Source organism: Sphingomonas morindae, from assembly GCF_023822065.1.
Taxonomy (GTDB): domain Bacteria; phylum Pseudomonadota; class Alphaproteobacteria; order Sphingomonadales; family Sphingomonadaceae; genus Solisphingomonas; species Solisphingomonas morindae.
Window position 1 is genome coordinate 3,116,456 of the sequence record NZ_CP084930.1, and the last position, 25,297, is coordinate 3,141,752.

General features: G+C 71.3%; 30 protein-coding genes and 1 tRNA gene. 10 read left to right on the forward strand and 21 right to left on the reverse strand.

The features are described from left to right. Positions 1-56: 56 nt before the first annotated feature. From miaB to LHA26_RS15190, 8 genes are all read right to left on the reverse strand, one after another. A complete protein-coding gene (miaB, locus tag LHA26_RS15155) occupies positions 57-1,403 on the reverse strand; it encodes a tRNA (N6-isopentenyl adenosine(37)-C2)-methylthiotransferase MiaB (RefSeq protein ID WP_252166414.1) in 1,347 nt (448 codons plus the stop codon). 9 nt (positions 1,404-1,412) lie between these two features. Next, a complete protein-coding gene (locus LHA26_RS15160) occupies positions 1,413-2,120 on the reverse strand; it encodes a lysophospholipid acyltransferase family protein (RefSeq protein WP_252166415.1) in 708 nt (235 codons plus the stop codon). A gap of 58 nt (positions 2,121-2,178) precedes the next feature. Next, complete coding sequence (locus tag LHA26_RS15165; RefSeq protein ID WP_252166416.1) at positions 2,179-2,598, reverse strand: Fur family transcriptional regulator; 420 nt, start codon at positions 2,596-2,598, stop codon at positions 2,179-2,181. Positions 2,599-2,648: 50 nt separating this feature from the next. Continuing rightward, complete coding sequence (locus tag LHA26_RS15170) at positions 2,649-3,062, reverse strand: Ros/MucR family transcriptional regulator (RefSeq protein WP_252166417.1); 414 nt, start codon at positions 3,060-3,062, stop codon at positions 2,649-2,651. A gap of 77 nt (positions 3,063-3,139) precedes the next feature. Continuing rightward, positions 3,140-3,646 carry a GNAT family N-acetyltransferase gene (locus LHA26_RS15175; protein ID WP_252166418.1) on the reverse strand — a complete coding sequence of 169 codons (507 nt, stop codon included), beginning with the start codon at positions 3,644-3,646 and terminating at the stop codon, positions 3,140-3,142. Continuing rightward, positions 3,643-4,263, reverse strand: coding sequence for a tRNA (adenosine(37)-N6)-threonylcarbamoyltransferase complex dimerization subunit type 1 TsaB (gene tsaB / locus LHA26_RS15180; RefSeq protein ID WP_252166419.1), 621 nt, complete (start codon positions 4,261-4,263; stop codon positions 3,643-3,645). The genes LHA26_RS15175 and tsaB overlap by 4 nt, the downstream gene beginning before the upstream one ends. A gap of 3 nt (positions 4,264-4,266) precedes the next feature. Continuing rightward, positions 4,267-4,857 carry a malonic semialdehyde reductase gene (locus tag LHA26_RS15185; protein ID WP_252166420.1) on the reverse strand — a complete coding sequence of 197 codons (591 nt, stop codon included), beginning with the start codon at positions 4,855-4,857 and terminating at the stop codon, positions 4,267-4,269. Between the two features lie 20 nt (positions 4,858-4,877). Further along, the gene (locus LHA26_RS15190; RefSeq protein ID WP_252166421.1) at positions 4,878-5,447 is read right to left on the reverse strand and encodes a NifU family protein; all 570 of its coding nucleotides are present in this window, start codon (positions 5,445-5,447) and stop codon (positions 4,878-4,880) included. Between the two features lie 276 nt (positions 5,448-5,723). On the opposite strand from LHA26_RS15190, the gene LHA26_RS15195 reads away from it, so the two are divergent. Continuing rightward, positions 5,724-7,187, forward strand: a complete 1,464-nt coding sequence (locus tag LHA26_RS15195; protein WP_252166422.1) for a DEAD/DEAH box helicase — start codon at positions 5,724-5,726, stop codon at positions 7,185-7,187. 27 nt (positions 7,188-7,214) lie between these two features. Here LHA26_RS15195 and LHA26_RS15200 read toward each other — a convergent pair whose 3' ends face one another. Next, on the reverse strand, positions 7,215-7,844 hold the full coding sequence (locus LHA26_RS15200; protein WP_252166423.1) for a DedA family protein: 630 nt from the start codon (positions 7,842-7,844) through the stop codon (positions 7,215-7,217). Between the two features lie 128 nt (positions 7,845-7,972). On the opposite strand from LHA26_RS15200, the gene LHA26_RS15205 reads away from it, so the two are divergent. Continuing rightward, entirely contained in the window at positions 7,973-8,467 is a 495-nt protein-coding gene (locus LHA26_RS15205) for a GNAT family N-acetyltransferase (protein ID WP_252166424.1), read from the forward strand. A gap of 7 nt (positions 8,468-8,474) precedes the next feature. Here the strand turns inward: LHA26_RS15205 and LHA26_RS15210 are convergent, their stop codons facing one another. From LHA26_RS15210 to LHA26_RS15230, 5 genes are all read right to left on the reverse strand, one after another. Continuing rightward, the gene (locus LHA26_RS15210; protein ID WP_252166425.1) at positions 8,475-9,362 is read right to left on the reverse strand and encodes a DMT family transporter; all 888 of its coding nucleotides are present in this window, start codon (positions 9,360-9,362) and stop codon (positions 8,475-8,477) included. 52 nt (positions 9,363-9,414) lie between these two features. After that, positions 9,415-10,719 (reverse strand): ATP-dependent protease ATPase subunit HslU, encoded by a 1,305-nt coding sequence (gene hslU, locus LHA26_RS15215; RefSeq protein ID WP_252168413.1) that lies wholly within the window; start codon positions 10,717-10,719, stop codon positions 9,415-9,417. A gap of 46 nt (positions 10,720-10,765) precedes the next feature. Further along, positions 10,766-11,320 (reverse strand): ATP-dependent protease subunit HslV, encoded by a 555-nt coding sequence (hslV, locus tag LHA26_RS15220; protein WP_252166426.1) that lies wholly within the window; start codon positions 11,318-11,320, stop codon positions 10,766-10,768. 108 nt (positions 11,321-11,428) lie between these two features. Then, on the reverse strand, positions 11,429-12,103 hold the full coding sequence (locus tag LHA26_RS15225; RefSeq protein ID WP_252166427.1) for an RlmE family RNA methyltransferase: 675 nt from the start codon (positions 12,101-12,103) through the stop codon (positions 11,429-11,431). Next, positions 12,100-13,167: a Ppx/GppA phosphatase family protein gene (locus LHA26_RS15230; protein WP_252166428.1), complete on the reverse strand. Its 1,068-nt coding sequence runs from the start codon at positions 13,165-13,167 to the stop codon at positions 12,100-12,102. The genes LHA26_RS15225 and LHA26_RS15230 overlap by 4 nt, the downstream gene beginning before the upstream one ends. Positions 13,168-13,337: 170 nt before the next feature. Between LHA26_RS15230 and LHA26_RS15235 the strand changes: the two genes are divergently transcribed. The 3 genes from LHA26_RS15235 (at position 13,338) to LHA26_RS15245 (ending at position 14,278) form a co-directional block, all read left to right on the forward strand. Beyond that, positions 13,338-13,411, forward strand: a tRNA-Gln gene (locus LHA26_RS15235). A 166-nt stretch (positions 13,412-13,577) separates the two neighbouring features. Continuing rightward, a complete protein-coding gene (locus LHA26_RS15240) occupies positions 13,578-14,009 on the forward strand; it encodes a GAF domain-containing protein (protein ID WP_302898077.1) in 432 nt (143 codons plus the stop codon). 128 nt (positions 14,010-14,137) lie between these two features. Continuing rightward, on the forward strand, positions 14,138-14,278 hold the full coding sequence (locus LHA26_RS15245; RefSeq protein WP_252166430.1) for a hypothetical protein: 141 nt from the start codon (positions 14,138-14,140) through the stop codon (positions 14,276-14,278). Positions 14,279-14,286: 8 nt separating this feature from the next. Here the strand turns inward: LHA26_RS15245 and LHA26_RS15250 are convergent, their stop codons facing one another. Together LHA26_RS15250 and LHA26_RS15255 are read right to left on the reverse strand one after the other, a co-directional pair. Continuing rightward, positions 14,287-14,622, reverse strand: coding sequence for a hypothetical protein (locus LHA26_RS15250; RefSeq protein ID WP_252166431.1), 336 nt, complete (start codon positions 14,620-14,622; stop codon positions 14,287-14,289). Between the two features lie 130 nt (positions 14,623-14,752). Next, positions 14,753-15,085, reverse strand: coding sequence for a PilZ domain-containing protein (locus LHA26_RS15255; RefSeq protein ID WP_252166432.1), 333 nt, complete (start codon positions 15,083-15,085; stop codon positions 14,753-14,755). A 331-nt stretch (positions 15,086-15,416) separates the two neighbouring features. Here LHA26_RS15255 and parC point away from each other — a divergent pair, with 331 nt between their 5' ends. From parC to LHA26_RS15270, 3 genes are all read left to right on the forward strand, one after another. Next, positions 15,417-17,708, forward strand: coding sequence for a DNA topoisomerase IV subunit A (gene parC, locus LHA26_RS15260; protein WP_252166433.1), 2,292 nt, complete (start codon positions 15,417-15,419; stop codon positions 17,706-17,708). 129 nt (positions 17,709-17,837) lie between these two features. Then, positions 17,838-19,460, forward strand: a complete 1,623-nt coding sequence (locus LHA26_RS15265; protein WP_252166434.1) for a putative bifunctional diguanylate cyclase/phosphodiesterase — start codon at positions 17,838-17,840, stop codon at positions 19,458-19,460. A 116-nt stretch (positions 19,461-19,576) separates the two neighbouring features. Next, positions 19,577-20,116 carry a GNAT family N-acetyltransferase gene (locus LHA26_RS15270; protein ID WP_252166435.1) on the forward strand — a complete coding sequence of 180 codons (540 nt, stop codon included), beginning with the start codon at positions 19,577-19,579 and terminating at the stop codon, positions 20,114-20,116. Positions 20,117-20,128: 12 nt separating this feature from the next. Here the strand turns inward: LHA26_RS15270 and LHA26_RS15275 are convergent, their stop codons facing one another. The 4 genes from LHA26_RS15275 to LHA26_RS15290 all read right to left on the reverse strand — a co-directional run bounded on the left by LHA26_RS15275 (position 20,129) and on the right by LHA26_RS15290 (position 23,105). After that, positions 20,129-21,325 carry a CCA tRNA nucleotidyltransferase gene (locus LHA26_RS15275; protein ID WP_252166436.1) on the reverse strand — a complete coding sequence of 399 codons (1,197 nt, stop codon included), beginning with the start codon at positions 21,323-21,325 and terminating at the stop codon, positions 20,129-20,131. Next, entirely contained in the window at positions 21,318-21,929 is a 612-nt protein-coding gene (locus LHA26_RS15280) for a CoA pyrophosphatase (protein ID WP_252166437.1), read from the reverse strand. Before LHA26_RS15280 ends, LHA26_RS15275 begins: the two co-directional genes overlap by 8 nt. Beyond that, the gene (locus tag LHA26_RS15285; protein WP_252166438.1) at positions 21,919-22,491 is read right to left on the reverse strand and encodes a DUF1285 domain-containing protein; all 573 of its coding nucleotides are present in this window, start codon (positions 22,489-22,491) and stop codon (positions 21,919-21,921) included. Before LHA26_RS15285 ends, LHA26_RS15280 begins: the two co-directional genes overlap by 11 nt. A gap of 83 nt (positions 22,492-22,574) precedes the next feature. Then, on the reverse strand, positions 22,575-23,105 hold the full coding sequence (locus tag LHA26_RS15290) for a GNAT family N-acetyltransferase (protein ID WP_252168414.1): 531 nt from the start codon (positions 23,103-23,105) through the stop codon (positions 22,575-22,577). Positions 23,106-23,213: 108 nt separating this feature from the next. Between LHA26_RS15290 and LHA26_RS15295 the strand changes: the two genes are divergently transcribed. Together LHA26_RS15295 and LHA26_RS15300 are read left to right on the forward strand one after the other, a co-directional pair. Then, positions 23,214-23,591: a dihydroneopterin aldolase gene (locus LHA26_RS15295; RefSeq protein ID WP_252166439.1), complete on the forward strand. Its 378-nt coding sequence runs from the start codon at positions 23,214-23,216 to the stop codon at positions 23,589-23,591. After that, positions 23,588-24,382 (forward strand): SDR family oxidoreductase, encoded by a 795-nt coding sequence (locus LHA26_RS15300; protein WP_252166440.1) that lies wholly within the window; start codon positions 23,588-23,590, stop codon positions 24,380-24,382. The genes LHA26_RS15295 and LHA26_RS15300 overlap by 4 nt, the downstream gene beginning before the upstream one ends. On the opposite strand, the gene LHA26_RS15305 is transcribed toward LHA26_RS15300, so the two are convergent. Next, positions 24,369-25,142: a hypothetical protein gene (locus LHA26_RS15305; RefSeq protein WP_252166441.1), complete on the reverse strand. Its 774-nt coding sequence runs from the start codon at positions 25,140-25,142 to the stop codon at positions 24,369-24,371. The genes LHA26_RS15300 and LHA26_RS15305 overlap by 14 nt on opposite strands. Positions 25,143-25,297 lie beyond the last annotated feature (155 nt).

The window sequence follows — 25,297 nt, forward strand, 5'->3', positions numbered from 1 at the left end:
CCGTCAGCCCGCGCCCCGGTCGGCACCCGCCGGCCGGGGCGCGGCGCATCGAGGGATCAGGCGGCGATGCGCGCCCGATATTCGCCCGAAACGCTGTTGGGGCCGGCGGCGACGATCTCCACCTCGAGCAGCGATCCGATCGGCGCGTCGGTCTGGATATGGACGGATTGCAGCCAGGGGCTCTTGCCAAGCATCTGGCCCGGCAGCTTGCCGCGCCGCTCGATCAGCACGGTGCAGCGGCGGCCGAGGCTGGCGGTGTTGAAGCCATGCTGTTGGCGGTTGAGCAGCGCCTGGAGCGCCTGCAGCCGCGCGTCCATCACCGCCGGCGCGATCTGATCGTCCATGGTGGCGGCGGGCGTGCCGGGGCGCGGGCTATATTTGAAACTGAACGCTTGGGCATGGCCCACCGCCTCCACCAGCGCCAGCGTGGCCGCGAAGTCCGCATCGGTCTCGCCCGGGAAGCCGACGATGAAATCTCCCGAAATCGCGATGTCGGGCCGCGCCGCGCGCACCCGCTCGATCAGCCGGAGATAGGCATCGGTCGTGTGGCTGCGGTTCATCGCCTTGAGGATGCGATCCGATCCCGATTGCACCGGCAGGTGCAGGAAGGGCATCAGCGACGCGATCTCGCCATGCGCGGCGATCAGCGCGTCGGACATGTCGTTCGGGTGGCTGGTGGTGTAGCGGATGCGGGCGAGGCCGGGCAGCCGGTCCAGCGCACGGATCAGCCCGTCCAGGCCCTGGCGGCGGCCGGCTTCGTCCTCGCCCGTCCAGGCATTCACATTCTGGCCGAGCAGCGTGATCTCGCACGCGCCCGCGTCGACCAGCGCGCGCGCCTCGTTGAGGATGGCGGACCAGGGCCGCGAGCTTTCGGCGCCGCGCGTATAGGGCACGACGCAATAGGTGCAGAATTTGTCGCAGCCTTCCTGCACGGTGAGGAAGGCGGCGGGGCCGACCTTGCGGCGCGCGGGCAGCGCGCCGAACTTGGACTCGGCGGGCATGTCGGTGTCCAGCGCCGGCGCGCCGGCGGCGGCGCGGGCGACCAGATCGGGTAGGCGGTGATAGGCCTGCGGGCCGACCACGATATCCACCGCGCGGGCGCGCTGGACGATCTCCGCACCCTCGGCCTGGGCGACGCAGCCCGCCACCGCGATCAGCGGCTTGGCCGCGCCCGCCGCGTGGCTCGCCTTCACCAGCCGCCCGATATCGGAATAGACCTTCTCGGCCGCCTTTTCGCGGATGTGGCAGGTGTTGAGCACCACCAGCTCGGCGGCCTCGCCATCGGCGGCGGGAACCATGCCCTGGCCGGCGAGAAGCTCGGCCATGCGTTCGCCATCATAGACGTTCATCTGGCAGCCGAAGGATTTGACGGCGAAGCTGCGGGGCAGGGGGCGTGCGGACATGGCGCGCGCCTATACAGGCTCCACCCCCGTCTCGCCAAGCGCGGCCGCGATCCGCGCCTGGGCGCAGGCGGCGACCCGCTTGCGATCCCCCGTTTGCGCGGGGTCGATCGGATCGAGGAAATGGAGCGTCACCTGGCGGCGGCCGGCAAGACCGAGCAGGCGGAACAGCTCGGCGCCGAAGCCGCCGCGATGATCCGTCCAGGCCACCAGCCGGCGTTCGGCGCCATAATCGATCGCGACCGGCTGGATCATCACGCGGTCGCAGCCGAGCGCGGCGGCGAAGAGCGAGGCGCGGAACGGCTTGAGCGCCACGCCATCGCCCGTGCCGCCCTCGGGGAAGAGGGTGACGGGCGTGCCCTCCGCCAGCGCGATCCGCACCGCCTCGGCTTGGCGCGCCACCTGTCCGCGCTCGGCCCGGGCGATGAAGATGGTGCGGTTGAGCCCGGCGAGAAAGCCGATCAGCGGCCAGCGCGCGACATCGTCCTTGGAGATGAACCGCGTGCCCGTCGCCCCCGCGAGAATGGTGATGTCGAACCAGGTGAGGTGATTCGCCACGTAGAGGACATGGCGGCGCAGCGGCGTGCCGCGACAGGCGACGTCTATCCCCGCAGCATGGGCGAGCCGGCCGAGGAAGCGGGGCGGCCAGGGCGAGGGCCGGCCGAACAGCCGCCACAGCCCGTGCAGCGTGAGGTAGAGGACCAGCAACAGCGCGACCACGATGACGCGCCGCCAGGCCCGCAGGCGGGCGCCGCGCTCCACGGGGGCACGGGCGGCCTTACTGATCCTGCTTGAGCGGGACGCCATACAGCTCCATGCGGTGGCCGATCAGGCGATAGCCCAGCCGCTCGGCGATGCGCCGCTGGAGCGCTTCCAGCTCCTCGTCGACAAATTCGATGACCTTGCCGCTGCCATGCTCGATCAGATGATCGTGATGTTCCTCGCTGGTCGCCTCGTAGCGCGAACGGCCCTGGCCGAATTCGTGCCGCTCGAGAATGCCGGCTTCCTCGAACAGGCGCACGGTGCGGTAGACGGTGGCGATGGAGATGCCGGGATCGATCGCGGCGGCGCGGGCATGGACCTCCTCGACATCGGGATGATCCTCGGCTTCCGAAAGCACGCGCGCGATCACCCGCCGCTGCTCGGTGATGCGGAGCCCCTTCTCGGCGCACAGCGCCTCAAGATCGATCTTGCGCATGGCTCCGCTTTAGGCCGAGACGGGTGCGGAAGAAAGGGGCCCCGCCACGCTCATCGTGCGCGCGGTCGCTTGCCCAGCCCGATTTCCTTGGCGAGCGCGCTGCGCCGCGCCGCATAGGCCGGCGCCACCATGGGATAATCGTGCGGCAGGTTCCATTTGCGCCGATATTGATCGGGCGTGAGATCATAATGGGCGGCGAGGTGGCGCTTCAGCATCTTCAGCTTCTTGCCATCCTCGAGGCAGACGATGTGGTCCGGCTTGACCGAAGCCCGAATCGGCACCGCCGGCGTCAGCGGGGTGGCGGGCGCGGGGGCCGGCGCGCCGAGCCCGGCGAGCGCCTCGTGCACGGCGCGGATCAGCCCCGCCACCTGATCGAGCGGCACCGCATTATGGGCGACATGGGCGGCGACGATATCTGCGGTGAGCGCCACCAGGCCCTCGCCGTGATCCACGGGATCGCTCATATATTCTTCTCCAAGCACGCGACATAACAGGCCGGCGCACGCCGGCCTCCGGCTTGTGTCGCAGCCCAGGCGGGGGTTCAACCCTCTTGCGCGCGCGGCGCGTCGAGAAGGCGGATCAGGGTGAGCGCATCGCGGCGGCGGCCGTCGCGACCCTGATAGTAGCGCGGGCGGCGCCCGACCTCGCTGAAGCCTGCGGCGGCGTAGAGGCGCGCGGCGGGATTGTCGTCGCGCATCTCGAGATGCAGCTTGACCGCGCCGCGGGTGCGCGCCTGATGGCCCACCGCCTCGAGCAGGGCCCCTCCGATGCCGCGCCCGCGCGACTCCGGGAGAACCGCGAGCAGCAGCAGCTCGGCCTCGTCCATGATGACCCGGCTGAGCGCGAAGCCGAGCGGCCCGCACGCGCCATGCGCCAGCACCAGCCACACGCCCGGCAGGCCGAGAATGCCGGCGCACTGGCTGCGCGTCCACGCCTCGCCATATTGCGGGTCGAAGGCCGCCTCCATCACCGCCATCACCGCGTCGAGATCGCCCGGGCCGCCCTCGGCCAGCCGGTGCGCGCCGGCGGGGGCGAGCGCGCGACTCATGCGGGCCGCGCCGCGTCGGGGGCGCGGCCATAGACGGGAACGGGCGGACGCAGCATCGCCTCGGGCAACAGGCGCGCGGCGGCGGCATCGGGCAGCAGCGCCTGCGCCTCGCCCCAGCCGCGCGCGGCGACCAGATCGCCCGCGCCGGATCCGATCACCACCGTCTCCTCCACCTGCGCGGCGGCAGTTTCGGGCGGGAGGGAGTCGAGCGCGCCGAGCGGCCGCACGGGCGCGAGCGCGTAGCGGCGGACGAACAGCTCGCCATGGCCGCCGCTCAGCGCCACCGCCACCGCCGTCGCGTGCGGATTCGCATCGGCATAGGCGAGCGCGAGCAGATCGAGCGATTCATAGCCGAGCACCGGCACGCCCCAGCCCAGGCCGAGCCCGATCGCCGCCGCCAGCCCCACGCGCACGCCGGTGAAGCTGCCCGGCCCGCAATCGACGAGGATGCGATCGGGGCGGGCGCCGTCCAGCAGCGCCTCCACCATCGGCACCAGCCGCTCGGCATGGCCGCGCCCCACCAGCGCGCTGTCGCTCGTCACCAGCAGGCCGGCGCGGATCAGGGCCGCCGAGCAGGCGGCCGTCGCGGTATCCAGCGCGAGCGTGAGGCCGGCCAAGGGTCAGCTTACGATGTTGGCGTCGGCGAAGGCGAGCCGCGGCAGGCGCGGATGCAGCCGCGATCGATCGCCATAGCCGATCGCGCACAGCATGGTGGCGCGGTATCCGGTGCCGGCGAGAAAGGCCTGCTCCACCTTTTCGGCATCGAACCCCGCCATCGGCCCGGCATCCAGGCCGAGCGCGCGCGCCGCCAGCATCAGATAGGCCGCCTGAAGGCTGCTGTCGCGCAGCGCCGTGTGCGCGATCAGCGCCGCGTTGCCGGCAAACCAGGCGCGCGCGTCCGCCGGCGGATAGAGGGTCGGCAGGCGCTCGTAGAATTCGGGATCATAGGCGATGATCACCGTCGCCGGCGCGGTGCGCACCTTGGCGACATTGCCTTCGGACACGCAGCCGGCCAGCGTCGTGCGGGCTTCGGCCGAAACGCACCAGTGCAGCCGCGCCGGCTGGCAGTTGGCGGCGGTCGGTCCCAGGCGGAGCAGCGCCCAGATCGCCTCGGGCGTGCCCTCGGGCAGCGGCCGGTCCTGCCAATGGCTGAAACTCCGCGCCTCGCGGAACAGCAGGTCCAGTCCCTGATCGTCGAGCTTGTCCACCATCGCCCTCGCCAAAGGCCGGATCAGACGGCGCGAACTTCCGTCACCTCCGGCACATAATGCTTCAGAAGCTGCTCGATGCCCTGTTTCAGCGTCGCCGTCGAGGAGGGACAACCCGCGCAGGCGCCGTGCATGGCGAGATAGACGGTGCCGCGCTGGAAGCCGCGATAGACGATATCCCCGCCATCGCGCGCCACCGCCGGGCGCACGCGCGTGTCGATCAGATCCTTGATCTGGTCGATGATGTCGGCATCCTCCGGATCCGCTTCGATCCCCCCGGGCGCGATCTCGATCGCCGCCGCCGAGCCGGCGCGGAACAGCGGCGCGCCGCCGCTGAAATGGTCGAGCAGCGTGCCGAGCACCTGCGGCTTCAGATCCCGCCAGTCGCTGCCGGGCGCGGCCGTCACAGAGACGAAGTCGCTCCCGAAGAACACACCCTCGACATCGCCGAGCGTGAACAGCGCCTCGGCGAGCGGCGAGGCTTCCGCCTCCTCGGGCGTCGCGAAATCCCGCGTGCCCGCCTCCATCACGGTGCGGCCAGGCAGGAACTTCATCGTCTGCGGGTTCGGGGTGGCTTCGGTTTCGATCAGCATGGCGCGGACTTGGTATCAAATGCGCGCGCGTGCAAGTGGCCAGGAATTTTGTGCGCTGCGGCATTGCATTGACGCCCGAGATCGGCTACGGGGCATCCAAGCGTTCGTGGCTTTCGCCATGATGCCGGCGCTGCGTGAAGGGTGTCCCCCTGGGGTCGCCGAGCCGCCGCATCTTCTGGAAACGCCCCTTGGCTACCCTTTTCACGCGGGTTGTCGGTAACCCGCCGCCGTCGCCTGGGCCTTGCCCGGCGGCGCGCCGCGCATCGCGAGTCTCTCATGACCAAATTTTCCGAACTCGGCCTCGCCGCCCCCATCCAGGCCGCGCTCGACGCCGAAGGCTATCACACGCCGACGCCGATCCAGGCGCAGGCCATTCCGCCGCTGCTCGAAGGCCGGGATCTTCTCGGCATCGCCCAGACGGGCACCGGCAAGACGGCGGCGTTCTCGCTGCCCGCGCTGCACCATCTCGCCGGCGCGCCCAAGCATCGCCAGGCCCATGGCTGCCGGATGCTGGTGCTGGCGCCGACGCGCGAGCTGGCCAGCCAGATCGCCGAGAGCATGCGCGCCTATGGCGCCAATCTGAAGCTCAGCGTCGCCACCATCTTCGGCGGCGTGCCGATCAACCGGCAGATCCGCCAGCTCCAGCATGGCGTGGACATTCTGGTGGCGACGCCGGGCCGGCTGCTCGACCTGGTCGACCAGCGCGCGCTGACGCTTCGCCATGTCGAGATCTTCGTGCTCGACGAGGCCGACCAGATGCTCGATCTCGGCTTCATCCACGCGCTGCGCCGGATCGTGCCGCTGCTGCCGCGTCAGCGTCAGTCGCTCTTCTTCTCGGCCACCATGCCCAAGACGATCGGCGAGCTTGCCGACAAATTCCTCACCGATCCGGTCAAGGTGGCGGTGGCGCCGGTCGCCACCACCGCCGAGCGGGTGGATCAGTATCTCACCTATGTGAACCAGGCCGAGAAGCAGGCGCTGCTCACGATCAAGCTGCGCGAGGGCCAGGCGAAGCAGGAGATTGGCCGCGCGCTCGTCTTCAGCCGCACCAAGCATGGCGCGGACCGCATCGTCCGCCACCTCGCCGCCGCCGATATCGCCGCCGGCGCGATCCACGGCAATAAGAGCCAGCCGCAGCGCGAGCGCACGCTCGCGGCCTTCCGCTCCGGCGAAACGCCGATCCTCGTCGCCACCGATATCGCCGCGCGCGGCATCGATGTGGATGGCGTCACCCATGTCTTCAATTTCGACATTCCCGATGTGCCGGAGCAATATGTCCACCGGATCGGCCGCACCGCGCGGGCCGGGGCGGCGGGCGTGGCGCTGGCCTTCGTCTCGCCGGACGAGCGGGGCAATATGCGCGACATCGAGAAGCTGACCCGCGTCAAGCCGGTCGAGCTGCCGCTGCCCGAGAATTTCCTCGCCGAACAGAAGCGCCTGCCGGCGCCCAAGCTGGCGAGCCGTGACGATCGCGAACGCGATGCGCTGGGCAGCCGTGGCCGCAATGACGGGCGCGGCGCCGGCGCGCGGCGCGGGGCGCGTCCGCAGGAGGCGGCGCCCAAGCGCGCGCCGGGCACCGGCGGCCTCGCCAAGCCGGCGGGCGGGCGCGGCCATTCGGGCCGTCCTCAGCCGGGCGGGTGGAACCCGGTGGATGGCGCCGCCGGCGACGGCGCCGGCGCGCGGCGGCGTCCGCGTCGTCGTGGCGGCAGCGGCGGCGCGCGTCCGGCCAGCCAGGGCTAAGCGCTTTCGGGGCGGCGTGCGGCGTGCTCAGCCGGCGCGCCGCACGCCGCGCATCCGGTGCCAGATGTAGAAGGCGATCGCCGCGACGATCGCCGCCACCACCACCAGGTCCGCCTTGTGGAGCAGCGCGCGCAGCCGCGGATCGCTCTGCCAGGCGCGGCCCAGCCTTTCCCCCACCAGCGCCAGCGCGAAACACCAGGGCCAGGAGCCAATAAAGGTGTAGAGGTGGAAGCGCAGCTGGTTCATCCGCGCCATGCCCGCCGGAAAGGCGATGAAGGAGCGGATCACCGGCAGCAGCCGGCCGATCAGCACCGCCAGGCCGCCGAACCGGGCGAAGAAGCGCTCGGCCTGGTCCAGCTCGGACGGGCCGATCAGCACCCATTTGCCATAGCGCAGAATGACGGCGCGGCCACCCAGCTTGCCGGCATAATAGGCCGGGATCGAGCCCAGATTGCAGCCGATCGCGCCCGCGGTCGCAACCGCGAGCAGCTCCAGCCGGCCGATCGAGACAAGATAGCCCGCGAACGGCATGATGATCTCGGAGGGCAGCGGGATGCAGGCGCTCTCGATCGCCATCAGCAGCGCCACGCCGGCATAGCCGGCCGCCGAGATGGTGAGGATGATCCAGCTGGCGACGGCTTCGATGATGGCGTGCATGGGCGCCGGCTTGGCGCAGGAGCCCCGCTTTTGTCCAGCGGGCTTTCGCGGCTGCGGCATGGCCCAAGCGCGCCGCGACGGGACAGGCGGGTTGCGCGCGTCGCGGCCTCCCGTCAGAGCATGGGGCGATGACCGTGCCGCTCCGCATCCGCCCGCTCGCCGCGCAGGACGCGCCCGCGCTGCTCGCGATCACCGCTCCCGTGGTGCGCGCCGGCGAAACCTATGCGCTGCCGCCCGACATGTCCGAGGCGGCGATGTGCGCCTATTGGCGGGCGGCCGACAAGGAGAGCGTCGTCGCCGAGGCGGACGGCCGCGTTCTCGGCCTGGCCTATGTGCGGGCCAATCAGCCGGGCGGCGGCGCGCATGTCGCCAATGCCGGCTTCATGGTCGCGGCCGAGGCGCAGGGGCGGGGGATCGCCCGCGCGCTTGCGGCGCATGTGCTGGATCGTGCCCGCGCGCGCGGCTTCGCGGCGATGCAGTTCAACTTCGTCGTCGCCACCAACACGCGCGCGGTGCGGCTGTGGCAGTCGCTCGGCTTTGTCGAGATCGGGCGCGTTCCAGAGGGTTTCCGCCACCCCCGCGAGGGCCTGGTGGATGTGCTGATCCTCCACCGGCGCTTGTGACGCGGGCTCAGCCGGGCTCGGCGGCCAGCGCCTCGACGCGCCGCGCGCGGGCGAGCAGCACGCCGCCGAGCGCGAGCGCGAAGCCGAACAGCTGGAGCGGGACCAGCCGCTCGCCGAACAGCAGCCACGCCTCCACCGCCGCGAGCGGCGGGACCAGGAGGAGCAGCGCGCTCACCCGCGTCGGGCCCTGATGCCGCGTCATCCACACCAGCAGCGACAGCGCCGCCGCCGAGAGGCCGAGCACCGACCAGCCCAGCGCCACCCAAAGCTCCAGCGAATTGTCCCAGCGCGCATCCGCCATCCACAGGCTGCCGAGCAGCGCCACGGGCAGGCCGCCGATATTCTGCACCGCGCCGGCCACCCACACCGAATCGCCGGCAAGCGCGCCGCGCTGGATCATCGTGCCCGCCGCCATCGCCAGCACCGCCGCCACCGCGCCGGTCGCGACGATCGCCGGCACGCTCGCATGATGGCGCCCGATCAGCGGCGCGAGCACGCAGGTGACGCCGATCAGGCCAATCCCCAGCCCCAGCCAGGCGCGCGGGGCGAGCCGCTCGCCCAGCAGCGCGAAGCTGGCGACCGCCACGATCAGCGGCTGCAAGGCGCCGAGCAGCGACATGATTCCCGCCGGCATGCCGCGCGCCACCGCCCACCAGCTCAGGCAGAGATAGAGGCCGTTGAGCAGCAGTCCGGCGATCAGATGCAGGCCGAGCCGCCGCCCGCGCGGAAAGGCCGATCCGCGCGCCAGCGCGATCAGCCCGAGCAGCAGCGCGGTCAGCGCCAGCCGGGCGGCCAGCACGGGCTCGGGCGCGGCATGCGGCACCGTCGCGCGCGCGACGATGAAGCCGGTCGACCAGAGCAGCACGAAGAACAGGGGCGCGGCGGCGGCGAACATGGCTTCGCTGTGGCAGCGACGGGCGCGGGTGTCGACCCCGCGCCGCGCCGGATCACAAGATGTAGCGGCTGAGATCGGTGTTGCGGGCGACGCCTGCGAGCTGGCCTTCCACATAGGCCGCGTCGACGGTGAGCGTGGTGCCCTGGCGATCCTCCGCCTCGAAGCTCACCTCCTCGAGCAGCTTCTCCATCACCGTCTGAAGGCGGCGCGCGCCGATATTCTCGACCGCGCCATTCACCTCGGCGGCGATGCGGGCGATCGCGGCGATGCCATCGGCGGTGAAGTCGATGGTCACGCCCTCGGTGCCGATGAGCGCTTTATACTGTTCGGCCAGGCTCGCGCGCGTATCGGTGAGGATGGCGACGAAATCCGCCTCGGTCAGCGCCTTCAGCTCGACCCGGATGGGCAGCCGGCCCTGCAGCTCGGGCAGGAGATCGGAGGGCTTGGCGACATGGAAGGCGCCCGAGGCGATGAACAGGACATGGTCGGTCTTCATCGGCCCATATTTGGTGGCGACGGTGGTGCCTTCGATCAGCGGCAGCAGATCGCGCTGCACGCCCTCGCGGCTGACCGAGCCGCCGCGCACGTCCGACACGGCGATCTTGTCGATCTCGTCGAGGAAGACGATCCCGTTCGCCTCGGCATCGGCGAGCGCGGCGCGGTTGAGATCGTCGCTGTCGAGCCGCTTGTCGCTCTCCTCCTCGACCAGCTTGGCCCAGGCGGCGGGCACGCCGAGCCGGCGCCGCTTGAGCGGCCGCCCGCCGCCCAGCGCCTTGCCCATCATGTCGCCGAGATTGATCATGCCGACCTGGCCGCCCATGCCCGGGATCTCGAAGGGTGCGCTGGGCTGATCCTCCACCTCGATCTCGATCTCCTTGTCGTCGAGATGGCCGGCGCGGAAACGCTGGGTGAAGGCGGTGCGCGTCGCTTCCGAGGCATCCTTGCCGACCAGCGCGTCGAGCAGCCGCGCGAGCGCCGCCTCCTCGGCCTTGTCCTTGACCTTGCCGCGCCGCCGCTCGCGCTCCAGCCGGATCGCCTCCTCGACGAGATCGCGCGCGATCTGCTCCACGTCGCGGCCGACATAGCCGACCTCGGTGAATTTGGTGGCCTCCACCTTGACGAAGGGCGCGTCGGCGAGCCGGGCGAGGCGGCGGCTGATCTCGGTCTTGCCGCAGCCGGTCGGGCCGATCATCAGGATATTCTTGGGCGAGACCTCGTCGCGCAGATCGGCGCCCAGCCGCTGGCGGCGCCAGCGGTTGCGCAGCGCGACGGCGACGGCGCGCTTGGCGTCCGCCTGCCCGATGATATGCGCGTCGAGCGCGCGGACAATGGCCTTGGGAGTGAGGGCGTCGTTCATCATCTACCTTCCGGAGGCCGGCGCCGCGGGCGCCGGGCCGATCCTGTCACTGGGCGGAGTCGAGCGTCTCGAGCGTCAGCCGATCATTGGTGAACACGCAGACTTCGGCGGCGATCGCCATCGCCTTGCGCGCGATCGTCTCCGCGTCGGGTTCGTAGTCCGCGAGCGCGCGCGCGGCGGCGAGCGCATAATTGCCGCCCGAGCCGATCGCGGCGATCCCGGCCTCGGGTTCCAGCACATCGCCATTGCCGGTGAGGATCAGCGTCACATCCTTGTCGGCGACGATCATCAGCGCCTCGAGGTTGCGGAGATACTTGTCCGTGCGCCAATCCTTGGCAAGCTCGACGGCGGCGCGCATCAGCTGGCCGGCGTGCCGCTCCAGCTTGGCCTCCAGCCGTTCGAACAGCGTGAAGGCATCGGCGGTGGCGCCGGCGAAGCCGCCGATCACCGATCCGTCGCCGAGCCGGCGCACCTTGCGCGCGTTCGGCTTCATCACCGTATTGCCCATGCTGACCTGGCCGTCGCCCGCGATCACCACCTTGCCCTGGCGGCGGACCGAGAGGATCGTCGTTCCGTGCCAGCCGATCTTGTCCTCGTGCATCGCAATCCCGCTCTTGGTTACGGGCGCGGATATGTGCCGTGCCTACCCCATCCGCAACCGGGCGGCCGGACAAGGGGCGCGTGTCGGCGGGGCGGCCGGGGCGCGGGATCAGTCCGCGCGCCCCTTGAAGCCCTGCGCCACGACATACCATTCGCTTGATTCCTTGCGGCTGGCGGGCGGCTTGGCGTGCTTCACCGTGGCGAAATCGCGCTTGAGCTGCGCCACCAGCCCGTGATCCGCGCCGCCGGCGAGCACCTTGGCGACGAAGGCGCCGCCGGGGCGCAGCACCTCGGCCGCGAACAGCGCGCCGGCCTCCACCAGCGCCATGGTGCGCAGATGATCGGTCTGCTGATGGCCGACAGTGTTGGCGGCCATGTCGGACAGGACGAGATCGGCGGGGCCGCCCAGCGCCTCGGCCAGCAGGGCGGGTGCGCTATCGTCCATGAAGTCGAGCTGGAAGATGGCGACGCCTTCGATCGGGTCGACGGGGAGCAGATCGATCCCCGCCACCACCGCGTCGGGCCGGCGCTTGCGCACCACCTGCGTCCAGCCGCCGGGCGCAATGCCGAGATCCACCACCCGGCCGACGCCGCGGAGGAAGCCGAAGCGCTCGTCCAGCTCGATCAGCTTGTAGGCGGCGCGGCTGCGATAGCCCTCGGCCTTGGCGCGGCGCACATAGGGATCGTTGAGCTGGCGCTCCAGCCAGCGCGTCGAGGCGGCCGTGCGCCCGCGCGCCGTCTTGACCCGCTGCCGGCCGCCCGGCCCGCTGCGCCGCCCGGTCATGCCAGCACCCCGTCGCGCGCCATCAGCGAGCGCAAGATCCCCTCGCGGATGCCGCGATCCGCCACCCCGAGCCGATCCGCCGGCCAGAGATCGAGGATCGCCTCGAGGATCGCGCATCCCGCGACGACCAGATCGGCGCGTTCGCCGCCGATGCAGGGAAGGGTGGAGCGTTCGGCGAGCGTCATGTTGGAAAGTCTCGTGCTGATGCCGCGCATCGACGCGGCGGGCACCACCAGCCCGTCGACCGCGCGGCGATCATAGGCGGGCAGGCCGAGATGGACGCTGGCGAGCGTGGTGACGGTGCCGCTGGTGCCGAGCAGGCGCGGCGGCCGATCGGGCCGGGGCAGGGTGGCGGCGAAATCGGCGAAGGCGTCGGCGACGCGGCGGTGCATGCGCTCATAGACGGTGCGCTGCGCGCTGGCGCTGGCGAGGCCATGGCCGCCTTCCGCCTCGGTCAGCGACACCACGCCCCAGGGCGCCGAGAACCAGTCGAGGATATGGGCGCGGCCGTCGCGCGTCTCGACCAGCACCAGCTCGGTCGAACCGCCGCCAATGTCGAAGATCAGCGCCGGGCCGTCGCCCTGGGGCAGCAGCGCCTGGCAGCCGAGCACCGCGAGCCGCGCCTCCTCGCCGGCATCGATCACGTCCAGCCTGATCCCCGTCTCGTCATGCACGCGCGCCACGAAGGCCGGGCCGTTGGTGGCGCGGCGACACGCCTCGGTCGCGACCGAGCGGACCAGAGTGACGTTGCGCCGGCGCAGCTTGTCCGCGCACACGCCCAGCGCCGCGATGGCGCGCTCGATCGCCGCATCTGAAAGCCGCCCGGTCGTCGCCAGCCCTTCGCCCAGCCGCACGATGCGCGAAAAGGCATCGATGATGACAAAGCCCTCGCCGGCCGGGCGCGCGATCAGCAGCCGGCAATTATTGGTGCCGAGATCGAGCGCGGCATAAGTGGGCCGCGCCTGACCGCGCTCCTCGCCGCGCCGCTTGACCTGCGGCGCCGCTCCCCGCCCGCCGTGGCGCGCACGCCCGGCACGCGGCCGTGCATCGGCGACATTCGCCATAGCCGCACACTTCCATATTCATGTCTCGGCGAAACCATCCCGCCGTTGCTTGTCCCGAAGGTAGAACGGCGGGACGGGTGGGACAAGCCATGCCCCATGGAAGTCGCACGCGGCGAGGGGCTTGACCGGTCGAGACGCCCCCTCTAAAGGCCCCGGCACACCAGCGACGTTGCCCCGTCGTCTAAAGGTAAGACTACGGACTCTGACTCCGTCAATCGTGGTTCGAATCCACGCGGGGCATCCAGTCGATCGGCGATCACCGCCGAAGCCCGCGACGAAATGATCCATAGCTGCGGTAAGTGCCTGCTTTGGCTTGCCGATTTGCGTGCGGCGGCTATCGTGCGGGGGTGACAACAAAAACGTTCGATCGCCCGCCCATCGGCGGGGACGAGAGGAGCCGGCAGGCGGCGGTGGAGCGGAGCGGTCTGCTCCTGCCTGGTGGCGAAGGTCTGCAGGCGCTTGTCGAACAAGCCGCGAAGGCGTTCGGCACGCCGATGGCGGCCATCTCCGTCATCGATCGCCACCGCCAATGGTTCAAGGCGCGCGTCGGGCTGGCCGTGTCCGAGACCAGCCGCGACGTGTCCTTCTGCGCCCATGCCATCCACCAGCCGGGCGAGGCGCTGGTCGTGCCCGATGCGAGCGAGGACCGCCGCTTCGCCGGCAATCCGCTGGTGACCGGCGCGCCCTTCATCCGCTTCTATGCCGGCATGCCGCTGGTCGACCAGTCCGGCTATGCGCTGGGCGCGCTGTGCGTGCTCGACGCGGCGCCGCGCCCGCAGGGGATCAACATGTTCGACCTGCTCGAGCTGGCCCGGCGCGCGGAACGGCTGATCGGCGGCTGATCGCGGCAGCCCCTCTGTCCCGTGCTATGCGCGTGACAACGATTGAAAACGGCGGCTGGTTTCAGATCGGGACAAAAGCGGCCTAACTGTTCAACCGTCTTTCATGACGCGGCTTTAGGACCGGCGTCATGTTTACCAAGCCGCTCGAGCAATGGACCGCCGAAGAGCTGGAGATGGCGCTCGACCAGGCCCTGCGCGAGGAGGCGCATGACCTGATCTGGGCGATCGTCGACGAGCTGGAGCGGCGCGACGGCGAGATGCGGGTCTGAAACCGGGGTCAGCGCCGGTCGGGCGTCGCGCTGGGCAGCAGGGCGTCGCGGCGCGCCACGGCGGCGCCGGCGCCACCCAGCAGGAAGGGCGAGTCCTCCGCCTCGGGCGGCGGCGCATCCTCTTCATGCACGAGATCGAACTGGTCGGCCACGGCGGCGGCGATGCGGTGCGCGATGCGGTTGCTCTCGGCGTCGCCATAGAAGAGCGACACCCGCCAGGCGCCGTTCAGCTCCCAGATCGGGCCGAGGATCGCGAGCCAATCCTGCCGGGGGCGGCCGGTCGCCGCCTCGGCGGCACGCGCGATCCGCTCGCGCAGCTGCCGCGCCGTTTCTGCCTTACGCATACACACTCCTAAGCCGGGCGCGGTGGACCGCGCCTCTCGCGGCCATCTAGGCGCGTTCTGCGACAGATGCGAGGCAGGGACGGGAGAGTGCGCGCTCAAAATGCCCGCGCATGCGCCAAACCGAGCGGGATCAGCCGTCGATCAGCGTGGCGAGCAGCTTTTGCGGCAGCGGCGTGACGAAGCGGCAGCCGATTTCCTGTCCGAACTGCCAGATCACCTCGGCCGGCCGGCGGCGGATGGCGTCGCCCACGCGCACCTTCACGCGCGCACCGCGCGGCAGCGACAGCGCGCAGCGCGCGCAGAAGCCGGTGCGCGAAAGATTGGCGATTTCGGCGGCGAGCGCGATGCCGTCATGCGTCTCGACCACGGCGGCGATGCTGGTGGCATGGCGCTGCGCGGCCCGCCGGTCTTCCGGGGCCTGGCTGATCGGGAGGGTCTCCGAGCCGAACATTTCGATACGCATGAGTGCGCTATTACAACCAATGGGTATCGATTTGATTAACCCTGCGCCGCGGCTTTCGCGTAGCGCTTGGGCGGCTCCGCCGGGGCCGAAGCCGCGCCGGCGGAGCCGCGGGGCGGGGCATCGCGGGGAGAGCGGATGCCCCTCCTCATGCGCCGGAGAGGGGGGGAACCGGCGCATGAAGCCTTGAAGATCGCGCGGCCCCTCGGGGCCACCGCGACTAAATAGGCCTATGGTCCTGCTTTGCAACCTAATCGCTTCGATCGCGCTGATCGGCTCGGGCGATCACGCGGCGCGCTTGGCGTGGGGGCCGCGCGGCTGCTAGATGGCGGCCATGCCCCCATCCGACAGCCTCGCTCCCGTCGATACTCCGTTCGACGAGGCGCTTTCGCAACGCTATCTCGTCTACGCGCTCTCCACCATCACCGCGCGCTCGCTGCCCGATGTGCGCGACGGGCTGAAGCCGGTGCATCGCCGCCTCCTTTGGGCGATGCGGCTGCTGCGGCTCGATCCCGCCTCCGCCTACAAGAAATGCGCGCGCGTGGTGGGCGACACGATCGGCAAATATCATCCGCATGGCGATCAGTCGGTCTATGACGCGATGGTCCGGCTCGCCCAGACTTTTTCGCTGCGCTATCCGCTCGTCGACGGGCAGGGCAATTTCGGCAATGTCGATGGCGATAACGCCGCCGCCTACCGTTATACCGAGGCGCGGCTGACGCCCACGGCGGTCGAGCTGATGGCGGGGCTGGACGAAGGCACGGTCGGCTTCCGCCCCACCTATAATGGCGAAGAGGAGGAGCCCGAGGTTTTCCCCGGCCTCTTCCCCAATCTGCTCGCCAATGGCGCGAGCGGCATCGCCGTCGGCATGGCCACCGCCATTCCGCCGCACAATGCCGCCGAGCTGATCGACGCCGCCATCCACCTGATCGACAAGCCCGAGGCGGACACCGCCGCGCTGCTCGCCTTTGTCCAGGGGCCCGACTTCCCGACCGGCGGCGTGATCGTCGATTCGCCGGCGGCGATCCGCGAGGCCTATGAGACGGGGCGCGGCGCCTTCCGCACGCGCGCGCGCTTCGCCGAGCCGGAGAAGCTGGCCGGCGGCCAGTGGCAGCTGGTCATCACCGAAATCCCCTTCCAGGTGCCCAAGGCCAAGCTGATCGAGCAGATCGCCGCGCTCGTCACCGAGAAGAAGCTGCCGATCCTCGCCGATGTGCGCGACGAGAGCGACGAGGCGATCCGCATCGTGCTCGAGCCGCGCAGCCGCACGGTCGATCCGCAGACGCTGATCGACAGCCTGTACCGGCTCACCGATCTCGAGATCCGCGTGCCGCTCAACCTCAACGTGCTCGACGCCAGCCGCACGCCGCGCGTGATGAGCCTGGCGGCCGCGCTGGGCGCCTATGTGAGCCACCAGATCGCGGTGCTGATCGCGCGATCGCGCCACCGGCTCGCCAAGATCGACGACCGGATCGAGCTGCTCGACGGTTTCCTGATCGCCTATCTCAATCTCGACCGGGTGATCGAGATCATCCGCCAAGAGGACGAGCCCAAGCCGGTGATGATCGCCGAATTCGGGCTGACCGACCGCCAGGCCGAGGCGATCCTCAACATGCGGCTGCGCTCGCTCCGCCGGCTCGAGGAGATGGAGATCAGCCGCGAGCGCGAGGGGCTGGCGCGCGAGCGCGCCGGGCTGGTCGCGCTGCTCGATCCCGAGACCGGGCCCAAGCTTCAGAAGCAGCGGCTCAAGAAGGATCTGCGCGAGCTTCGCAAACGCTATGCGCCCGACACCGCGATCGGCGCCCGCCGCACCACCGTGGCCGAGGCGGCGCCGACGCGCGAGATCCCGCTCGAGGCGATGATCGATCGCGAGCCGATCACCGTCATCCTCTCGCGGCGCGGCTGGATCCGCGCGCTCTCCGGCCATCGCGATCTCGCCGCCGCCGATACGCTCAAGTTCAAGGAGGGCGACGGCCCGCTCTTCGCCTTCCACGCGCAGACCACCGATCGCCTGCTGCTCGTCTCGGCGCAGGGCCGCGTCTTCACGCTCGCCGCCGACAAGCTGCCGGGCGGGCGCGGCTTTGGCGAACCGGTGCGGCTGATGGTGGATCTGGAAGGCGAGGGCGCGCCGATCGCGCTGCTGCCGGCGGCGCGCGGGGCGGGCGGCCAGCTTCTGGTCGCCACCTCGGACGGGCGCGGCTTCCTCGCCACCATGGCCGATGTCATCGCCGAGACGCGCAAGGGGCGGCAGCTCGTCAATCTGCGGCCGGGCGCGGAACTTAAACTCGTGCGGCCGGTGCCGCCCGGCGCGGACACGCTGGCGGTGATCGGCGACAATCGCAAGCTGGTGGTCTTCCCGCTCGCCGAACTGCCGGTGATGGCGCGCGGCAGCGGCGTGCAGCTGCAACGCTATCGCGATGGCGGGCTTTCCGATGCCATCGCGATGCGGCTCGAGGATGGGCTCAGCTGGCCGATGGGCGGCGGCTCGGGCCGGATCCGCACCGAGACCGATCTCACGCCGTGGCGCACCGCGCGGGGCGCGGGCGGACGCATGGCGCCCAATGGCTTCCCGCGCGACAATCGCTTCTCCGCAAGTGTCCCAAGCGCAGAAGAAAGCAAGAATTAACCCAAAGCCGCTAGCGCTAGGGGCATGCAGGCAGCGAAAGGCCCCATCAGCGCCGAGGCGAGAGCGCCCTCGTTCGGACTTGCGCCCCGTGCCGCGGAACCGCGGCTGGTGGCGCCGGGCGGGGAGGCCATGCTCCACGCGCTTCCTATGCCGGCGGCGATCGTGCGGCGCGAGGAGGGCGCGTTAGGCGTCATCGCGCGCAACACGGCCTTCGTCGCCCTGGAGCGGAGCGGATCGATCGGCAGCGTCGTGCTGCGCCCCGGCTCGCCCATCGCCACCGCCACCGCCGCGCTGCTCGATCGCGATGGCGATCCGCTGGGCCGGCAGGATTTCCGCTGGCGGGACGGCGATGTCGTCGCCGGCCGCCACTTCCAGGTCCATCTCGCGCCCTTCGGCCTCGCCAGCGGCGATCGTGCCTGTCTCCTCTCGCTGATCGATCGCACCGCCGAGGTGGAAAGCGCGCGCTCGCTGCGCGCCGAACTCGCGCATGACAGCCTCACCGGCCTGCCCAACCGTTCGGCCTTCGCCGAGGCGGTGGAGGATGTGGTGGGCGGGGCGGGGCCGCACGCGGTGCTTCTCGTCGATCTCGCGCGCTTCAGCCGCATCAACGAGAGCCTGGGCGTGATGGCCGGCGACGAGGTGATCATCACCGTCGCGCGGCGGCTGCTGTCCACGCTGCGCACGGGCGATCTGCTCGCGCGCGTCGGCGGCGACGAGTTCGGCATGCTGCTCCAGCTCGATCGCGGCGCCGACGACGCCATGGCCGCCGCGCGCCGCATCCGCGAGGTGCTCGCCGCGCCCTTCCGCCTGTCGGGGTTCGAGATCGGCCTCGAATGCGCCATCGGCATGGCGCTGCTCACCGAGAGCGTGGAGAGCGGCGAGGAGCTGGTGCGCCACGCCCAGCTCGCGCTCAAGCGTGCCAAGCAAAGCGGGCTGGAGGAAATCCACCAGCCCGGCGAGGCCGCCTGCGCCCGCTATCGGCTCGATCTGGAAACCGAGCTGCGCCGCGCCATCGCGCAGGAGGCGCTGAGCCTCGCCTTCCAGCCGCTGATCCATCTCGGCCGCGACCAGCTGGTCGGCTTCGAGGCGCTGGCGCGCTGGCGCCATGCCGAACGCGGGCCGATCGATCCTTCCGAATTCATCCCCGTCGCCGAGGAGACGGGGCTGATCGTCCCGCTCGGGCGCTGGGCGATGAACCAGGCGGTGGCGACGCTCGCCGCCTGGGACAAGGCGGTGGGCAAGAGCCTGCCGCTGTCGGTCTCGGTCAATGTGTCGGCCATCCAGCTCGCGCGCGACGATGTGCCCGCTCTGGTCGCCTCCGCGCTCGCCGCGCACGACGTGGCGGGCGAGCGGCTGACGATCGAGCTTACCGAGAGCGCGATCGTGCAGGATCCGGAACGCGCCACCGCCGCCTTCCGCGCGCTCAAGGCGCTCGACGTGCGGATCGCCATGGACGATTTCGGCACCGGCTATTCCAGCCTCTCCTCGCTGCGCCGCCTGCCGATCGACATTCTCAAGATCGATCGCAGCTTCGTCACCGGCATGCTCGGCGATCGCGACAAGGTGGCGATCGTCCGCGCGGTGCTGAGCCTGGCCGACGCGCTGGGCAAGAAGACGACCGCCGAGGGTGTCGAGACCGCCGAACTCTCGCATATGCTCGCGGCGCTGGGATGCACCCAGGGCCAGGGCTATCTCTACGCGCCGCCGCTCCCCGAGGCCGAAGCCCTCGCCTATCTGAAGGCGCGGCTCTAGTCCGTCCAGCGCTTGACCGGCCCGTCGGGCGCGCGCAAGCGCGCCACGGCGCGCCCTCTCTTCTCCCGCCGATCCGGCGCGGCTTGAGTCCGGTCGGCCGACAGGAGGAAGGCCCCATGCTCGTCCGGCCGGCGCGCGACGCCCGTCCCGATCTCGGCACGGCGCGGCTGCGGCTGCGGCGCCCGGTCCGCGCGGATGCCTCGGCGATCGTCCGCATCGCGGGCACATGGGAGGTCGCGCGCGGCCTGGCGCGGGTACCGCATCCCTATGCCGTGGCGGACGCGCACGTCTTTCTCGAGCGGATCGTGCCGCAGGAATGGCTCTGGGCGATGACGCTGCCGCCGGACGACGCGCTGATCGGGGTGATCGGCCTCGCCCCCGCGCCGACGCCGGGCGCGGCCGAGCTGGGCTATTGGCTCGCGCCCGCGCACTGGGGCCAGGGGCTGGCGACCGAGGCGGCGCGCGCGGTGCTCGCCCATGGCCGGACGGGGTTCGGCCTGTCGCAGTTCAGCGCGCATTATTTCGAGGATAATCCGGCCTCGGGCCGCGTCCTGCACAAGCTCGGCTTTGTCGAGACCGGCCGGATCCTGCGACCCTGCCTCGCGCGCGGCGCGGCGCAGCCGTCGATCCGCATGGCGCTGCCAGCGCCCGCCTGAAGCCGCGCCCCGCTACAGCGCCGCCGCGAGCGCCGCGTCCACCAGCGCGGCGAGGCGCGGCCCGGCGGGGAAGCCCTCCGCGATCCAGCGCGCCTCGATCGCCTGCAGGGTGCGCGCCACCACCGGGCCGGGGGTGAGCCCGCGCGCGATCAGGGCGCCGCCGCTCACGGGGAAGCGCGGCCGCTGCCAGCCTTCCAGCCGAAGCGCCGCGTCGGGCCGCCCTGCGAGCAGCAGGCGATCGATCGCGATCGCCGCATCGCTGGCATAGGCGAGCGCGACGCCGTCTCTAGGATCGGCGGGATCGGCGAGCAGCGCCAGATGGCGGCGCTCGGCCCGCGACAATTTGAGCCGCGCCGCGACCTGCTCGGCGCGGGCGGGATCCGCTGGCAGCAGCGCGGCGAGGCGTCGCAGCGCGCGCGGGGGGAACGCCGCCGCGCGCTCGCTCTCGAGCAGCGCGGCCAGCCGGCCCGCCTCCCCGATCTCGGGCACCACCGCCGCGAACAGTCCGTCCGCGATCATCAGCCGCACCACCGCCAGCGGATCGGGCAAGGCGAGGATCTTGAGCAGCTCGGCGGCGATCCGCTCGCGCGAGAGGCTCATCAGATCGCGTGCGCGGGAAACGCAGGCGGCATGGCTCGGCGGGTCCGGCTCGGCGCCGCCGAACCGGGCCTGGAAGCGGTAGAAGCGGAGAATGCGCAGATGATCTTCCGCGATTCGGGTGCGCGGATCGCCGATGAAGCGCACGCGCCGCGCGGCGAGATCGGCGAGGCCGTCGAAATAATCGTGCACCAGCCCGCTCAGCGGATCGGCGCTGAGCGCGTTGATGGTGAAATCGCGGCGCGCGGCGTCCAGCCGCCAATCCTCGGTGAAGGCGACCGCCGCGTGCCGGCCGTCGGTGGCGACATCGCGGCGCAGCGTCGTCACCTCGATGGTCTGGCCGCCGACCACCACGCCGATCGTGCCATGGGCGAGGCCGGAGGCGCTGGTCCACACGGCGAGCCCCGCCTGCTCGGCGCGCAGCCTTGCCTGGTCCGGGTGAAGGCGGGTGGCGATGTCGAGATCGGCGGCGTCGAAGCCGAGCAGCCGGTCGCGCACCCAGCCGCCGATGAAGCGGGCGCCGTCGCGCGCGCCCTCCAGCGCCTCGACCAGGCGGAGCAGCCCCTCCGGATCGGCGTTCGCCGGCGGCAAGGCGAGGCGTGTCTCAGCCATGGCCGAGCCGCCGCGCGAGATTGACGATGATCCCGGCGGTGGCCCCCCAGATGCGGTATTCGGCATAGAGGAACTCATAATAGCGGCGCTGGGCGCCGCGCCACTCGATCGCGCGCTCCAGCCGGTTGAGCGGATCGAGCAGGAAGGCGAGCGGCACCTCGAAGATCTCGGCCACCTCCACCTCGCGCGGCACCAGCGGCAGATCGGGCGGGACGATCCCCACCACGGGCGTGATCGTGAAGCCGCTGCCGGTGCTGTAGGGATGGTCCTGGCCCAAAATCTCCACCGCGTCCGGCGGCAGGCCGATCTCCTCCTCCGCCTCGCGCAGCGCGGTCGCGATGGCATCTGCATCGCCGGGATCGGCGCGGCCGCCGGGAAAGGCGATCTGCCCGGGATGCCGGCGCAGGTTGGCGTCGCGGCGGGTCAGCAACAGGCTCGGCTCGGGCCGGTCGACGATCGCCGCCAGCACCGCCGCCGGCACGGTCGCGCCGGCGTGCGCGGCGACGCCGTCATCGGCGCGGAGCGCGGGCGGCAGCGCCGCGGTGGCGGCGAACCGCGCCCGCACCGCCGACCGCCGATCGATCGTGCCGGGGTCAGGCCGCATCGGGACCATCAAAGGGGAAGAAGACGCCGTCGCTCCACAGTCCGATCCGCCCGTCCGCGGCGGGGGGCTCGGCCAGGGCGAGGCTTGCGAGTTCGTAGAAGACCGGCCGCGCGATCAGGGCATCGAGCCGGCCGCGCACGCGCACATAGGGCCGCGCGCCCACCCGCAGCGGATGCGCCGCGCCCGCGACCACGACATCCCCCACATTGGTGCGGAAGCTCAGCCGGCGCGCCGGTCCCTCGCCATCGCTGCGCATCTCCACCGCCACGAACGGGGCATCGTCCACCGCGATGCGCAGCCGCTCGACCGGGGTGACGAGCACGAAGCCGCCATCGGGCTCGCCGCGCAGGATGGTGGAGAAGAGGCGCACCAGCGCGGGCCGCGTGATCGGCGCGCCTTCGTGCAGCCATTGGCCATCGGCGAGGATCCGCATCGCGCTGTCGCCACAGGCGGGGGGCGACCAAAGCTCGACCGGGGGCAGGCCCTGGCCCTCGGCCAGCGCGGCGATCGCGGCGGGATCGAGCGCGGCGAGGCTTTCGGGAAGGGGTGAAGCAGGGGCCATGGCACGGATCCGGGCGGGGGCGGCGGATGGCCGCGCCCTTCGCGCCTGATGTAGAGCCGCGCGGCGGACGCGCAACGTCGCGATCAGCGACGCGGCCCGAGCAGGCCGGTGGCGGGCAGCACCGCGCCGGGCGCGAGCCGCGCCAGCAGGCGCCGCCGCTCGACCGGGCCGGGCACCGCCCAGCCGCCGGTGGCGTCGGCGGAAAAGCCGAAGGGCCCGTAATATTCGGGATCGCCGATCAGCACGGCGGGAAAGGGAGTGCGGTCGATCGCCGCCAGCGCGTGCCGCAGCATCGCCCGGCCGATCCCCTGGTTGCGCAGCATCGGATCCACCGCGATCGGGCCGACCAGCCAGAGCGGCGTCATCGCGCCCTCGGCGCCGAACAGCCCGAGCGGCCAGCTCTGCAGCGAGCCCACCAGCCGCCCTTCGCCGTCGAGCGCGGCGCAGGAGAGAGAGGCTGCGGCGGGCACGCGCTCGCGCAGCCGATAGGCGGTGCGGCCGTGGCGATCATAGCCGAAGGTGAGATCGAGCAGCCGCTCCACCGGTTCGGCCATGGATTCCACCAGGGGCTCGAGCCGGATCGCCGCCGCGTCCGCGCTGTTGGTCGCCATCATCGTCACCCGCGGCCGCTCCTCGCGCGAAAGAGGCGGCGATGTAGCGGTTCGCGCTCGAATTGAAAGGCGCCTTGCCGCGGGATCGTCACACGGCTAGGCGGCTGCGCCATGCGTGACGATCTGCTGCAACTCACCGTCTCGGGCATCGAGGCGCAGGTGCTGACCGGCATCTATTCCGAGGAAACGCACCTGCCGCAGCCGCTGCGGGTCTCGGTTACGGTGGACCTGGCCCTGCCCGAGGGCCGGTTCGCGCCCGATACGCCGCTGGCCGCGACCAAGAATTATCTCGATCTCAAGCGCGCCGTCACCGAATCGCTGCCCGCCGGCCTGCATTTCACGCTGGTCGAGGCGGTGGCGGATCATGTCGCCATGACGCTGTTCGCCGAGGATGAGCGGGTGCGCAAAGTCGCGATCGACATCGTCAAGCTCGCCATTTCGCAGGATGGCGAGGAGATCGGCATCCGGCTGGTGCGACACCGGCCATGAGCGCCCGGCCGCTCGCCCTGGTGACGGGCGGCCTGCGCCGGATCGGCGCGGCGGTGGCGGCGCGCCTCGCCGAGGCGGGCTATGATCTCGCGCTCCACGCCCATCAGCCCGGCGCGCTCGAGGCCGAGGCGGCCGCCCGGCTGGCGGCGGCGGGGGCGGCGCACCATTGCTTCGTCGCCGATCTGGCCGATGGCGCGGCGCCGCCTGAGCTGCTGGCCGAGGTGATCGCAACCTGCGGCCGGGCGCCGCGCCTGCTCGTCAACAATGCGTCGCGCTTCGCCGAGGATCGGCCCGAATCGGTCACCGCCGAATCGCTCCATCTTCACTATGCGGTCAATTGCGTCGCGCCCGTGCTGCTCGCGCGCGATGTCGCGGCGGCGGCGGCGGGGCCGGGGGCGGTGATCGTCAACCTGCTCGACCAGCGAATCGCCGCGCCGCACGGCGATCAGTTCGCCTACACGCTCGCCAAGCTGGCGCTGGCTGGCGCGACCGAGATATTGGCGCGCGAGCTGGCGCCGGGCGCGCGCGTGTGCGGGGTCGCGCCCGGGCTCACGCTGGCGACGCCGGATTATGGCGATACCGGCCTTGCCCGGGCCGCCGCGCTGATGCCGCTCGGCCGGACGCCGTCGGCCGCCGCGATCGCCGAGGCGGTGGCCTATCTGGCGCAGGCGGAGAGCGTGACGGGCCAGATCCTCTATGTCGACGGGGGCGCGCATCTCCGCCACTACCCCCGCGATTTCGTCTATCTGGACGGAGCCGAGGCCCGCCCGGCGCCGCTCAACCCGGCGTGACGAGCCGCCCGCAGCCGCCGAGCTTCTGGCGGACCAGCTGGTAGTCCGCGCGCGCCGCGGCGGCATCGTCGGGCGATTGATCGGCCACCGAATCGTCGGGCAGCGTCTCGGGCAGGCCGCAGGCGAGGCGATACCAGAGGAAGGTGTCGCGCTGCGGCGCCTGGGCGGCGTCGTCCACCAGCTCGCCAAGCGCCACCGACCAGCGCGGCTCCTCGCCCGGGCGCCGCAGGATGCTGAGCGAGACGGGCCGGCTGTCCGCCGTCTTGAGGAAAATCTGGGTCTCGCCCTCGCCGGGAATGCTGCCCGGGACATGGAAGGCATGCCCGACGCCGGTGATCGCGGGCGGCGCCGAGCGGGCCAGCGTGTCGGTGAGGATGGCGCGACTCCGCTGATCGATCGCCGGCGACCAGGGCAGCATCGCGCCACGCGCGACGAGTTGGAGCATATTGGGACGGTTGGGCACCCGCCGTGCGAAGAGAAGAAACTCCGCCTTGCGGAGCTTGGGAACATGATTCGGCTGGGCGGGCTTCACCTCGGCCAACCAGCTGACATGGGCGGGAAGCCCGCCCCGTCCCGAAATGAGCGCGGTAACGTCGCCTTCCACATAGAGGCGCATCAGGTCGGGCGGCACGCCCGCCGCGTCGGCATCCTTCAGACGCACCGCGTCGGTGATCGTGACCTTCGCCACAACCTCTGCTGCGAGTGCGAGATCGACCAGATCGGAATAGCCGAGGCCCGCGCCCGAAACACTCGTCGCCACAGGTGCCTGGGCTACTGCTGCGGGTGCGAAGAAAAACGCGGGCGTCGCAGCGCACAGGGCGGCAGCGGTTAGAAATCTCATCTTCTGTCCCTTGTATCGCCGGGCCGATCGCGGCCCCGAGCGGTTGCCCACACGATAAGATGCATAAGCACTGT